This window comes from Solibacillus sp. FSL K6-1126 (assembly GCF_038003445.1).
GTDB lineage: Bacteria > Bacillota > Bacilli > Bacillales_A > Planococcaceae > Solibacillus > Solibacillus silvestris.
Genome location: NZ_JBBOPD010000001.1, coordinates 3,436,101 through 3,449,313 on the forward strand (window position 1 = coordinate 3,436,101; position 13,213 = coordinate 3,449,313).

Below are 13,213 nucleotides of genomic sequence, written 5' to 3' on the forward strand. Positions count from 1 at the left end.
ATTTCGGAACAGTAGTTTTAAAACTAAAACAAATTCTAGCACAAAAATTTTCACTTGAATATATTATTTGCAAAATTATTCGAAAATTGTAAATAACGCAATATTCTTAACATACATACTTGATTTTAAAATTGAAAACAAATTATAATGTTAGAAATATCCGTTTTGAAAAACATAAATACCGAAATTCGAAACCTTGAGGAGCTGTTTATAATGGCCTATCAGAAAATTAATGCAAACATAAGGCCCTTAGGGGATTCTGCGCTCGTCATTCAGTTAGGTGACGGAATCAGCCTTGCCATCCATGAGAAAGTTAAAAATCTTTCCAATCTATTAGAAAAAGAACCGTTTACAGGATTGATTGAATCTGTGCCTTCTTATAATAGCCTGACAATTTATTACAATCCTGTTGCCGTCTTTTTGTCCAACACGCATAAAGAATCATCAAGTCCCTATAAGAAAGTAAGTGCAATGATTTTATCGCTGCTGGATCAATTAGAAACAAGTGAAACTTCCGAACAACGGCTAATCACAATCCCAGTCGTGTACGGAGGAGAGTTTGGTCCGGATTTGGAATATGTAGCAAGTTATCACGGACTTTCTGTTGAAGATGTGATTGAAATTCATTCGTCAAACGAGTACTTAGTTTATATGATTGGCTTTGCTCCTGGGTTTCCGTTTATGGGCGGGATGGATGAAAGAATCGCAACACCACGTAAGGATTCACCACGTCTAGCCATCACACCGGGTTCAGTAGGAATTGCTGGCAAACAAACAGGCATCTACCCGTTAGAAACTCCTGGAGGATGGCAAATTATCGGCAGGACGCCACTTGATTTGTTTCTTCCGGAACTTTCACCGCCAACTCTGTTACAGGCCGGAGATAGAATCCGCTATGTACCGATAACGCTTGAAGAGTATGCTGTCTATAAGGAGATGAAACAATGAGCATTAAAGTACTTCATCCTGGATTATTGACTACGATTCAAGATTTAGGGAGATTCGGTTCACAAAAATTTGGAGTCATCGTAAGTGGTGCAATGGATCCGATTTCTCTCAGGATTGCAAATTTACTTGTCGGAAATAACGAAGGTGAAGGAGCACTTGAAATCACACTTTTAGGGACAACGCTCCAATTTGACACTGATGAGTTAGTTGCCATTACAGGAGGAGACCTGCAGCCTACAATTGACGGAGAAAAAGCTCCAATGTGGAGACCTGTCCTGATTCGGAAAGGTTCTGTTTTACAATTTAAGTCAGCAATAAATGGATGCAGGGCCTACGTGGCATTCGCTGGCGGAATCGTGGTCCCTGAAGTTATGGGAAGTAAAAGCACTTATTTGCGCGCAGCTATTGGAGGACTTCAAGGCAGAGCATTACAAAAAGGAGATGTATTGGACAGCGGAGACTTCAATCCACTCAGTCAGGCATTTGTTCATCAGCTCGAAAAAATGACGACTCACTTTAATTGGTCTGTCGACTATACAGAGTTTATATCATTCGATAAAACACAAACAATCAGGGTTTTACATGGTGCTGAGTTCGAGCGTTTCGATATTGAAAGCCAACAAGCTTTTTTCTCGAAGCCCTATAAATTAACGACACAAGCTGATCGAATGGGCTATCGATTGGATGGCGAACCACTCAGCCTATCAGAGGAATTTGAGTTGTTATCTGAAGGAGTCACGTACGGTACGATTCAAGTGCCTTCAAACGGTCAGCCTATTATTCTGATGGTTGATCGACAAACGACAGGAGGTTATCCAAAAATCGGTCAAGTCATTTCCGTTGACCTCCCTTGTTTAGCACAGATGCAGCCAAACACGAACATTCAGTTCAAGAAGTTTTCCCTTGAACAAGCAGAATTAGAATTAATCAAACAAGAGGAGTTGCTGCGTAAATTAGCAATGGGTATTCAGTTTAAAGCACTTCATCAATAAGAGTATATGAAAATTGATACATAAGTGTATTTAGAAGCAAAACGAGGCGATCTCACATCCAATTGATGCAGAGACCGCCTCGTTTATGTTATTTGCTATAGCCTAATTGCATTGAAATATCCTCAGCAATTTTTTTTACCTTCTTTGCATAGATCTCAATGTTCTCATCCTGATAATTCGCTTCGATCCCTGCGATACTGATTCCCGCAATAACTTCTCCGTTGTGATTAAAAATCGGAGCAGCAATGGCCGCTGTATGGTTTTCCAATTCAGAATGACTGATTGTATAGCCATCGATTCTCGCTTGTTTAATCGTTTCATAAATTTTATCTTTTTCAGTAATTGTCCCGTTTGCAAACGATTTTGGATTGATTGATTCAAGATATGTCTCCACTTCTGAATCCGGTAAAAAGGACAAGATTGCACGTGAACAGGCACCGGCATAAAGCGGACTTTTCCTTCCGATTGACGTATACAAACGCACCTTTTGTTTTGTGTCTATTTTCTCAATATAGATGGCTTCATCTCCATCTTTAACAATTAAGTTAATGGCTTCCTTCACATCATTATGTAATTCATGCATAAATGGATAAGCAACCTTACGTAAATCAATCCTGCCTAAAACCAGCTGACCAAATTTGAGAAACAAAAGTCCAAGTCGGTATTTCGAATCGCTTCCCTTTTCCAGGAACTCCATTTCCTCTAATGACCTGAGCATTCGATAGACCGAAGATTTCGGAATCCCCGATAGATTAATAATTTCTTGAAAGGTTAATTCCGTATTCTCTATAAATAAATTTAATATATCCATCGAACGGACAACCGTTTTATTTTTGTTGTTCATTGATTGTAGTCTGCTCCTTTCCATTCACCACTTTACATTTAGATATTCCTACCGTTTGTATTTGCGAACCCTACTGCTTCACTCGTTAAGGTATTCATAAGTTCCTTCTTTTTAGCTTCCATCCAACTTTTACATACTTAGACTCTCCCGTATGGATTACTTCATTAAAATCCATTGAATACACTTCCTGACTTCATATAAGTATTATACCCAGATTAGAAGATAAAACGGAAACTATAGTAGGTGCACATTAAATAAAAACCTCATTTACTTATGGGAACGGGTCTAAGCGACTATTTGCTGGATCTCCATACATTTAAATAAAACAGGTACGTATAGTAGGTAAAATAAAGCAGTAGAGAATACAATTCCATTACTATTCTATTACTAGTTTTGTAAAAAATCGTAAGGAAAAAGAGCGAATTTCGTTAACATAATCTTTATTAAGCTATACATCTATCTATATATTCTATTAACATTCCTTTTCTAAAATAAATTTGAATCATATTTTAGATAGGAGATGGAGAAATGAGCAAAAAATTATTAGTGGGAACAGGTATGGCCTTATCGTTATTATTAAGCCCATTCAGTCAATCATTTGCAGAAGAACCAACAGTAGGTGAAAGAAAACAAGTGAGTAATGTAGCACACCGTGGTGCAACAGCTTATTCACCTGAAAATACGATTGCCGCTTTTGATCTAGCAGTTGATATGAAAGCCGATTATATTGAAATCGATGTTCAACGAAGTAAAGATGGTGAATTAGTATTGATTCATGATACAACGGTAGATCGTACAACAGATGGAACGGGAAAAGTTGGGGATTTAACATTTGAACAGCTTAGAAGTCTTGATGCAGGTAGTTGGAAAGGGGAACAATTTGCAGGAGAACCAATCCCAACATTTGAAGAAATTCTAGATCATTACCATGGGAAAATTGGAATTTTAATAGAATTAAAGGCTCCAGAGCTTTACCCTGGTATTGAAGAACAAGTAGCAGCAGCATTAATAGAACGAAATCTCCATAAACCACAAAATGAAAAAATCATTATTCAATCTTTTAACTTTGAATCAATAAAAAAAATGGATCAGCTTCTTCCTAAAGTTCCAATCGGTGTATTAACTTCTAACCGAGCAGATACAACATTAGAAGCTTTACAGGAATTTTCAACTTATGCGGATTGGTTTAACCCAAGTTATGGAATTGTGACGGAAGAATTAGTGAATCAAGTTCACTCTCTTGGAATGCAAATTGGTTCGTGGACGGTTCGTAGTCAAGAAGCTGCAGACTTCCTATTCGAAATGGGCGTTGACGCAATCATTTCTGATTATCCGGATTATGTAGATCCTAGAAACTAATATTCCTGTAAAATAGTTTAAGAAAAGGAGTAGTTGCTACTCCTTTTTTGTTTGGATTTTTTGTTGGTTTTTAGATTAAATTTTATACAAATAAGACCGATTCCGCCCAATCTGCTACACTAATTTGGATACATACTATAAGGGCTAGTAGACTTAAAAATTTCAGATGGCGCTTTATATGTTTTTATATTACATAAATATTATTCAATCAGAAAAGCTCTAAACGCTGATATCACAGCAATTAGAGCTTTTTGTAATGTGTATATATTAATCTAAAGCATTTCGTTATAACTAACTAAAGTCTAGGACACTTCCCTATTCGAAAGTTGTTTAAAAGGTATAGTTTCCGATTGTTTCAACTTTTTTCGTCGAATCCATGCAACAATCACGACAAGAATTAAAGCAAACCCTAAATAGCCCATCGTTGAGTAAACTTTCCCTACTAAACTTGTGAAGCCAACTAGGCTTGCAGCAAATCCTGCCAAACCAACGACGATGACAGCTGGCTTGAATGACTTTGATTCCGGTGCAAAGAAGCGTACGGTAAAGGCATAGAACATACCGACTGCCGTATTGTACATCATTCCTAAGAGTGCGATTGACATGAGAACACCTACCGCTGGATGAATTTGATTGGCCAGCTCTAATGTTGGCATATCTACCCCTGCTACCACGTCGATTTTTACGAACATCGCGACATTAATCAGAATAATTAATAGACCTAGCATAATCCCGCCAAAAATACCGCCGCGCCCTGCTACTTTACTATCTTTCTCTGTACCACCCATGACGATTAACAGCGCAGCACCCGCAGCGATATTATAAGAAACATACAATAATGCGCCAATAAACCAATTCCCTGCCGCTGCCGGCTGCTCCTTCGCTAAGTTATCTGCTTGTGACCATGAAAGATCCATCGTAAAGATCGAATAGATTAATATAACAAAGATAACCCCCATTAAATACGGAGTTACACTCGCAATTATATTAATGATGTTTTTCACATTTAATAATAATGTCGCAATCGTTAAACCAACCATGATAATGCTGCCGACCATAGGATCAATGCCAAACATTTGATTGAATGTAGAGCCAGAACCTGCAAACATCACGACCGCTACCCCAAATAAGAAGAACGTAATCAGGAAGTCTAAAATGAAGCCTAAATAACGACCACTAATTTGATAAATAACCCCTTTATGGGAAGCAACCTGCATTTCCGATCCTAGTTGTGCTAACGTCATACCTAAAAAGGCAAACGCTAAAGAAGCGAGAATTCCCCCAACTAGCCCCAGTGTACCGAAACTTGTAAAATACTGCATAATTTCCTGACCAGAGGCAAAGCCCGCGCCGACAATTAAACCGACGAAAGCACCTCCTATTTGTAAACTTCTTTTCATAATGCACCTTCTTATTGTTTGAATTTTCTGATAAAATAGCCCATAAATTTCCTTAAGCACAAACATTCGTGCTTAAGGAGTTATTTGGATTAGTTATATGTTTTCTTTTCGACCGTATAAGATTCCACTGTTTCACGATTGATCGTATAGCCGATGCCAGCTGTTTGCGGAACCTGGATATAACCATTTTCCGCCACTACCTCAGGCTCGATAATATCCTTTTCCCAGTAGCGATTCGAGCTCGCTGTATCCCCTGGTAGAATAAAGTTCGATAAAGTTGTCAGTGCTACATTATGTGCACGCCCCACACCCGACTCCAGCATGCCGCCACACCATACCGGAATGCCCTTTGATTCGCAATAGTCATGAATTTTCTTCGCTTCTGTTAAGCCGCCAACACGGCCGATTTTAATATTAATAATTTTTGTCGCACCGATTTCGATTGCTTTACGTGCGTCCTCTAATGAGTGAATGCTCTCATCCAAGCAAATTGGTGTTGTCATTTGTTTTTGTAGTGTTGCATGATCGATAATATCATCCGAAGCTAACGGCTGTTCCACCATTGTTAAGTTAAATTCATCAAGTTGCTTTAAAAGAGCCGCATCTTCCAGACGGTAAGCAGAGTTGGCATCTGCCATAATCGCCACATCCGGGAATTTTTCACGGAGTGTACGCATCACTTCCACATCCCAGCCTGGCTTGATTTTTACTTTGATCCGCTTATAACCGTCCCGCACATATTCATCTACTAAAGCGACTAAATCATCGATCGATTTTTGGATTCCAATACTAATTCCTACTTCGATTTGATCCTTTGTACCGCCAAGTGCAGCTGCTAGTGTTTGATTCGTTTGTTGGGCATAAATATCCCAAATTGCGCCTTCAATTGTTGATTTGGCCATATTATTTTTACGGATTGGCTCAAAAATAGCACTTACTTCATCTGGATGGCTGATCTCTTTATTTAAGATTAACGGAATCAAATAATCCTCCAGCATATGCCAGTTCGTTTTTAACGTTTCTTCGTTATACCATGGTGAGTGGAAAGCTACAGATTCACCCCAGCCAATTGTACCTTGTTCATCTTTTGCTTCAAGTAATAAAAAATCTCTATTTGTGAAGGTACCAAAGCTTGTTGTGAAAGGTGCCTTTAGCTTCATTTGTAAATGTCTAATTGTAATTTCGGTAATTTTCATGTTTGCTGCCTCCAAGTGCTAATGTGTCTTTTCGTACAAAAATATATTCATTCCACGTTTCCTGCTGCTGCAAGCGAACAGCTGCGTAGCCGGCAGCAAATAATGCCTGGCAAGTTTCTCGCACAGCTAATCGCCAGTGCATCGCATGCAGCTGACTCGACGCCTTTAATTGTTGGAAATCTTTTGGAACAGGTAACACATAAACAGGCTTCGTGAAATCTACTTTATGTAACTTGATCCTGCATAAATTGTCCTGCTCCCAAACCATTTCGCCAAGCGGTTCCGGATTTTCGATATTAGGTTGGATAGACTGCGCTACATAATCAGACGTTAAATGCCAATGTACTTCAAAACGATCTGATGGTAACCCTTTATTAAAGCCATCCAGCATTTCGCCGTAGCAGTTTTCCAGGTACATATCACAAATGCCGTTCAGCTTCGTTAAGTTTAAGTACCCATTGCGTGTTTCCAGTGGATCAAATGTCCATACCATCAGGTCATAGCCTTTTTGAATGGCGATTTCTCGCTGCGCATCTTTCAACTTTTCGCCAACTTTTTGAGAACGATAGGCTTCATCAATGCCAAGCATATGCGAGCATAAATAGGTTTTGCCATTGTTGAGTGCCGCAAAGCCGTAGCTAAAGCCGATTAGTTTTTCGCCTTCATAGGCCCCTACCATAATGCCACCATGCTTGACCGCTGTTAATGTTTGATGTGTCGGCAGAGGGGATGTTTGCCAAATTTGCTGCTCCAGCACTTGCACCTGTTGCATTTCCTCTAGTGTCGTTAGTTCTTTTATTAAAATCATATCTGATCGCTTCTTTCTAAATGCTGTAACGCGCCAAGTAATGCCCGTTTAATTATTTCTACTCCTGTCTCAAGCTGATTTTGATTAAAGGTCATTTGCGGATGATGTAAACCCGGCGTGACGCCACAGCCTAAGCCGAGCATCGTCGTTTTCAAATGCGGCTTCGTATACGCATAAAAATGAAAATCCTCGCCTCCCGGTGTCACGATATCCGGTGCGCAATACGCGGTTCCTACCGTTTCAATAATCGCCTGTCGCATAATAGCTTTTGCTTCTTCATCGACCTGTGCTGCCGCAATATGAGCACCAATCGTTGTCGTAATAGCTGCTCCGTACAATGTACTGACAGCATCAATGGCCTTTTGTAAGCCAGTTGTGAGTGCATCCATCGTGTCATTCGTCTGTGCACGCACATCTAAACTAAATGTCGCGGTGCCTGGAATGATATTTGTCGATACACCGCCCGCTTGAATTTGGGTCATTTTTATTGAGGCGCTTTCCTCAGGTTTGATCCATATTCGTTTTAGCACATCTACTAGTGCGGCTGCTACTTCAATTACGTTTATTCCCTGCTCTGGTCTTGCGCCATGTGCTTCGATACCAGTAATGGTGCCGTTAATGAGTTTTGCTGCCCCATGATAGAGCGCTGGTGCATGATAACCTTCTGCCAGTTCCACAAGCGGGCGTACATGTGTGCCAAACAAAAACTGCAACGGATCGACGACGCCGCGCTCCGCAATCGCCTTCGCACCAGCTGCTTTTTCTTCTGCTGGTTGGAATATAATCCGTACCGCACTCGATAGATTCATTTTTTGCAAGGCAAATGCTACACCGAGAGCCATCGTCATATGTCCATCATGCCCACAGGAGTGATTGGCCTTAAAGACTCCATCCACTTCCTGCCATAAGGCGTCGATATCTGTGCGGAAGCCGACTTTCGGAATACCTGGACCAATATCTACATACAAGCCCGTCATTCCTTCGAATAATACGGGTGTCAGTCCTGCTTGTGTGAGCTGCTCTGCAATAAATTGCGTCGTTTCGACCTCCTGCCAGCTTACTTCAGGATGATGATGTAAATGCTCAAATATTTCGTTTAAACTTTTCTCCATACCACTCAACTCCATCGATCTGCTAAAAAACTATTTTGAAAATCATCAAACTTTTCGCGTTGTTGCTCATAATACGCCTGATCATGCGACACCATGCCCACGACGAGTGTATTCATAAAAGCAATCAGTGCCGGCATCATATCAATCGTCGAAAGCTCCGTTTGCTGTAACACAAAGGTAGTATCTGCATAAGGGATAATCGGTGCCACATTGGAATCCGTCATCGCCACCGTATAGGCCCCCTGCTCATGAAACATTTTCGCTAATGCAATCGATTCCTTATAATAACGATGCAACGATACGACGATGACCAATGCATCCTCATCCATCTCCTGCAATGTGCGAATCAGCGCACCTGTATGTGACTCAACGACTTGTACATTCGGACGTAAAATATTTAATGTGAACTTCAGCCACTGTCCTGCAAATTGTGAAGCACCCGCACCGATTAAATAGATCGTCGATGCTTGATGCATGCGTCTTGTAACATCTCGGAATTGGTCAGGGTCGATTTGCTGGGCAATATTAATAATTTGATTACTTACCTGTCCCATGACCTTTTCTGCAAGCTGTGGTTCATGAAATAATGCTTCCTTTGATGCCACATAATTGCCTAACGTACTATTCGTATTCTTTCCAAAAACGAACATCGTGACTTCCTTTTGGAGCTGTGCATAACCCGCCAAGCCAATCGCGTAGCAAAATCGGATTACCGTTGTTTCACTTGTTCCTGCACTAATACCTACTTCACTAGCCGAATGCACCCCAACATACGTTGGATTTTTCAAGACAAATTGAGCTACCTTTTTCTGCGCTTTCGAAAGCTGATCAAAATGCGCCTCAATCCGCTCGGTAATCGTGCTTGCTTTAACACCCAAAAGAAGTCACTCCTTCACGATTCATTTTTTGAAGTTTATACTTCAAACGTTGAATAGTAATTTAACATACTCATTGGTAAAATGCAATGAGTTTTCTGAAAGTTCACACTAATAAATCTATTAATTTGTCAATTCAATGAAAATGATTAGCTTGAGCATCTAAAATAAAAGCATATAATGAAGACATAAAGGGGGTATCTTTGATGAGGTTTAATCGAATCTTTCAACAATTTGCAGCAATAACCGAGGCAATCAAAGCATTTCCACTAGCTACTGTGCTCTTAGTCGTCTTATTCTTCGTGAATGTAGCAGAAATTAGCGGTACTGTGGCAAATTACGAAAAATGGCTGGCAACGCTTGTTGTTGCTGTATTTGCTGCATCTGTAGCTGACTTATTTGCCAAACATGTCATAACGTATAGCATCGCAATTTTTTTTACAGGGCTTTTCTTCTGGATTAGCAGCTCCAATGATCTTGTATTAGCGATTCAAACAGGCGTTGTTGTCAGTGCGCTCATGATGGGCTTTATATGGTGCGGAAAGGAAAACTTCAGTGCTCGTTTTTTCCATATTTTCAAAAGCATACTCATCACAGCCTTCTTCTCCATTATCATCTTTGTTGGATTAATGCTCATCTATGCAGCGATCAATTATTTACTGTTTTCGATTAATTCAAATATCATCGAGTATATCGCGGCTATTGTATTTGGTTTGTTTACGCCATTATTCTTCCTGTCCTTGACAATGAAGAAAGAGGAACCTGCCCATATTCTTGAGGTGTTGCTTTCGTACGTAATTGTACCGCTGACAATGGTGTATGCTGTGATTTTAGTAATTTATATCGCACTGCATTTCACCGATTGGTCAGAAAATTTACTCGAACCATTATTAGTGTATTTCGCGTCAACTGTACTCGTCGTCTACTTTTTAAGCTACCGACTTAATAATGGGTTAACGAAATGGTTCCGACTTATTTTCCCGAAAGTATTACTTATCATTGTGCTTTATCAGCTCGTTGTCTCCATCATGAAAATCGGAGAGACTGGCATTACACATGGCCGATATTTTGTTATTTTATTCGGTTTATTTGCCATCATCATCGCACTGATCCTGACATTTATTCCAAAAAAGCAATGGCTTGTTGCACCGATTTTTATCGGGTTTAGTTTACTTTCTGTCATCCCGCCTGTTGATGCCTTTACGATTAGTAAAAACAATCAGGAGAATCTGCTACTGGAGCGTTTACAATCGCTCAATATGTACGATGGAGAAGTTCAGCCGAATCCGGAAATTTCTAATGAGGATAAGCAATTCATTACGGAGAAATTTGATTATTTACAGCGCATGGATTATGACATTGCGTGGCTGCCGGATCAACGTTTCGAAAAAATCTTTGGTTTCTCGCCACAGTATAAAGATTACATGAATGAAGTCTATTATACGGTTAACTTAAATGGGGATGAACCGATTATTACTGCAATTGATCATTACGATTATTTTGTTCAAGTATCCGCTTCACAAAATCCACCGCACAGACGCTTTGAGTTAACAAACAATATGCAGCTCCGTTTACAGAAGGATCAGCTCGTGTTAATGAAAGACGAGCAAGAGCTTTTAGCATGGTCGTTGGAGGAACTAGACACCCTCTTTACAAGTAATTACAGCGAATTATCTGTAGAGGAAGCTACTTTAATCGCAGAAAATGACCGCGCGAAGCTGCAAATCATCGTACAATATGCTCAATCCCATCGCAATCAACGCTATGCGGAGTTATTTGTTTTTGTGCAGGTGAAGGAATAAGGAATGAATGGAACAGCCCTTGACATGTGGAGTGTCGGGGGTTGTTTTTGGTAAGAGGTGAAAAAATTAAAGCATAAAGAACGCACAATTCCTATTTCAAGAATTGCGACCGATTGTGGAATATCGTTTTTCAACAAAAGACTCCTTTAGTTAATAAGAATGAATAGAATTAAACCTTCTTCCAATAAAGTTAGCAGGTACGGGGTTGAGTTCTAATTCTCTTGACCAAATAGAGAGTTGACCAATGTGGTGAATTTCATGGGCAATTATATGGTGTAATATTTCCTCAACGGTATATTTATTTTCATCCCAAGGTACATATACAACTTTATTTTTAAATTCATCTATATCTTTACTTAGAAATTCTGCTATTTCATTTCGCAATCTATCAGAAAGAGCTTTAACCTTTTCAGGCGTATCATAATCAGCAAATTCAACTACTATGTCTTCTTTGCCTTGAATACCACGAAGCCAACTGTATTCAACATCAATAATGTGAAAAAGAGTATATAATATACTCCCTACTCCACCAGTTCTTTCCTTTTTCAATTCCTCAATCGATAGCTGGTAACACCAATCAAACCATTCGTCTCTTACCTGCCAGTTATATTCAAAAAAATTTAACAATGTGATCACTCCAATATAATTGTTTTAACTATAAGAGTTTGCTTCTTGTCACTAAAATCCCTCTATATTTTTTTAGTAATTTGCTAAACGTTTCTTATCAAAGAAACTAATTGATCACCGTTACAATGTGTAAATAAAGAAGACCATCTAATCATTATTCAACTAAAGCGCCCGATTGTTGAAGAGAGTGTCAACACTTTAATGCCATTATAATTTTTTAGCTATAAATCAGAATTAATTGCTGTTAAATTAATCCTCTAATTTTTATTTGTGCCCTAGCTTCTAAAATTTAACGATTATTGATTAAGAGATTCTTTTGTTATTGTTTCTAAAAGCTCAAATAAACCACTATCATTTGAGATTTTATAATACTTATGATCGCTATCATTGTCATCTTCATAGACAAATATTAAATTTTTTTGAGTTGGATTAAGTTCTAACTCATAACGCTTATTCAATGCAATATTGATAAAATAATTTCCATCCACATATGAATCTGAACTAGATAATATTTCAAACTTAGAATTCTTAAAAGCTTCTAGAATTGCTGTTTTATCATCCTCCGACAGCTTAAGTTCTACAAAAATCTCTTCTGTCTCACGATCCAATTTATAACCGTCAACAGTAACGTGTTCTGATTCAAAGTCTATATCATTAAAAACTTCATCGCTGGCTAATGTATTGCTGTTAAAAATAAAGAAAGCCACAAATAGGGCAACAATAAACAAAGCAAATATACTTGCTATCATTTTTTTACTCTTAACTTTAGCATTCATACGCAACCTCCATTTCCTTTGTTTTATAAATTATAATATAGTTAAGTTTACTAAGTAGTGGAAAATATCATTAAAGACTTTAGATTGATAAAAATAGTGTATCTTAGTTTTATAACAAAAATATATATAATTTTACAATTTTTTAGAAATATTATATTTTTTTGAAATTTATTAAAAAAATGGTAGGTGTGAGTATGCGTTTATTAAAATCTATAAACAACTTTTTAGAAAGTAAGTATATGTTTCTTATACTAGGAACATTATTAGCTATAGTAGCAATAGCGCTTTATGTTAGGGGTTTAGGTGGTCTTTCTATCTTTATAGCTTCTCTTTTCTCTATTTCAAATTTGATATTGTTTTTTTATGTAAATAAATATGGGTTTAAAAATAAAAAATAAAGAAGTCAGTCTTCGTAGAGGACTAAACCCTTGCTTGGTAACATTTCATAAAAAAAGGCATCCATTGTATTCAGCA

13 protein-coding genes are annotated in these 13,213 nt (G+C 38.4%); 5 read left to right on the forward strand and 8 right to left on the reverse strand.

What is annotated here, in order from left to right; genetic code table 11:
* Positions 1 to 213: 213 nt before the first annotated feature.
* The gene (pxpB, locus tag MHH44_RS17115; RefSeq protein WP_340799150.1) at positions 214 to 948 is read left to right on the forward strand and encodes a 5-oxoprolinase subunit PxpB; all 735 of its coding nucleotides are present in this window, start codon (positions 214 to 216) and stop codon (positions 946 to 948) included.
* Positions 945 to 1,940: a 5-oxoprolinase subunit C family protein gene (locus MHH44_RS17120; RefSeq protein WP_340799151.1), complete on the forward strand. Its 996-nt coding sequence runs from the start codon at positions 945 to 947 to the stop codon at positions 1,938 to 1,940. Before pxpB ends, MHH44_RS17120 begins: the two co-directional genes overlap by 4 nt.
* A gap of 88 nt (positions 1,941 to 2,028) precedes the next feature.
* Here MHH44_RS17120 and MHH44_RS17125 read toward each other — a convergent pair whose 3' ends face one another.
* Positions 2,029 to 2,784, reverse strand: a complete 756-nt coding sequence (locus MHH44_RS17125) for an IclR family transcriptional regulator (RefSeq protein ID WP_340799152.1) — start codon at positions 2,782 to 2,784, stop codon at positions 2,029 to 2,031.
* Positions 2,785 to 3,312: 528 nt separating this feature from the next.
* On the opposite strand from MHH44_RS17125, the gene MHH44_RS17130 reads away from it, so the two are divergent.
* Positions 3,313 to 4,143 carry a glycerophosphodiester phosphodiesterase gene (locus tag MHH44_RS17130; RefSeq protein ID WP_340799153.1) on the forward strand — a complete coding sequence of 277 codons (831 nt, stop codon included), beginning with the start codon at positions 3,313 to 3,315 and terminating at the stop codon, positions 4,141 to 4,143.
* A gap of 302 nt (positions 4,144 to 4,445) precedes the next feature.
* Here MHH44_RS17130 and MHH44_RS17135 read toward each other — a convergent pair whose 3' ends face one another.
* From MHH44_RS17135 to MHH44_RS17155, 5 genes are all read right to left on the reverse strand, one after another.
* On the reverse strand, positions 4,446 to 5,543 hold the full coding sequence (locus MHH44_RS17135; protein ID WP_340799154.1) for a YkvI family membrane protein: 1,098 nt from the start codon (positions 5,541 to 5,543) through the stop codon (positions 4,446 to 4,448).
* Between the two features lie 89 nt (positions 5,544 to 5,632).
* A complete protein-coding gene (menC, locus tag MHH44_RS17140; protein WP_340799155.1) occupies positions 5,633 to 6,739 on the reverse strand; it encodes an o-succinylbenzoate synthase in 1,107 nt (368 codons plus the stop codon).
* Positions 6,714 to 7,547 (reverse strand): GNAT family N-acetyltransferase, encoded by an 834-nt coding sequence (locus MHH44_RS17145; RefSeq protein WP_340799156.1) that lies wholly within the window; start codon positions 7,545 to 7,547, stop codon positions 6,714 to 6,716. Before MHH44_RS17145 ends, menC begins: the two co-directional genes overlap by 26 nt.
* Entirely contained in the window at positions 7,544 to 8,659 is a 1,116-nt protein-coding gene (locus MHH44_RS17150; RefSeq protein ID WP_340799157.1) for an amidohydrolase, read from the reverse strand. Before MHH44_RS17150 ends, MHH44_RS17145 begins: the two co-directional genes overlap by 4 nt.
* A gap of 5 nt (positions 8,660 to 8,664) precedes the next feature.
* Positions 8,665 to 9,537 (reverse strand): MurR/RpiR family transcriptional regulator, encoded by an 873-nt coding sequence (locus MHH44_RS17155; protein WP_340799158.1) that lies wholly within the window; start codon positions 9,535 to 9,537, stop codon positions 8,665 to 8,667.
* Positions 9,538 to 9,740: 203 nt separating this feature from the next.
* On the opposite strand from MHH44_RS17155, the gene MHH44_RS17160 reads away from it, so the two are divergent.
* Positions 9,741 to 11,336: a DUF4153 domain-containing protein gene (locus MHH44_RS17160; RefSeq protein ID WP_340799159.1), complete on the forward strand. Its 1,596-nt coding sequence runs from the start codon at positions 9,741 to 9,743 to the stop codon at positions 11,334 to 11,336.
* A 150-nt stretch (positions 11,337 to 11,486) separates the two neighbouring features.
* Here the strand turns inward: MHH44_RS17160 and MHH44_RS17165 are convergent, their stop codons facing one another.
* Complete coding sequence (locus MHH44_RS17165) at positions 11,487 to 11,963, reverse strand: DinB family protein (protein ID WP_340799160.1); 477 nt, start codon at positions 11,961 to 11,963, stop codon at positions 11,487 to 11,489.
* A 296-nt stretch (positions 11,964 to 12,259) separates the two neighbouring features.
* Complete coding sequence (locus MHH44_RS17170; RefSeq protein WP_340799161.1) at positions 12,260 to 12,739, reverse strand: hypothetical protein; 480 nt, start codon at positions 12,737 to 12,739, stop codon at positions 12,260 to 12,262.
* A 194-nt stretch (positions 12,740 to 12,933) separates the two neighbouring features.
* On the opposite strand from MHH44_RS17170, the gene MHH44_RS17175 reads away from it, so the two are divergent.
* The gene (locus MHH44_RS17175; RefSeq protein WP_008405435.1) at positions 12,934 to 13,137 is read left to right on the forward strand and encodes a hypothetical protein; all 204 of its coding nucleotides are present in this window, start codon (positions 12,934 to 12,936) and stop codon (positions 13,135 to 13,137) included.
* Positions 13,138 to 13,213 lie beyond the last annotated feature (76 nt).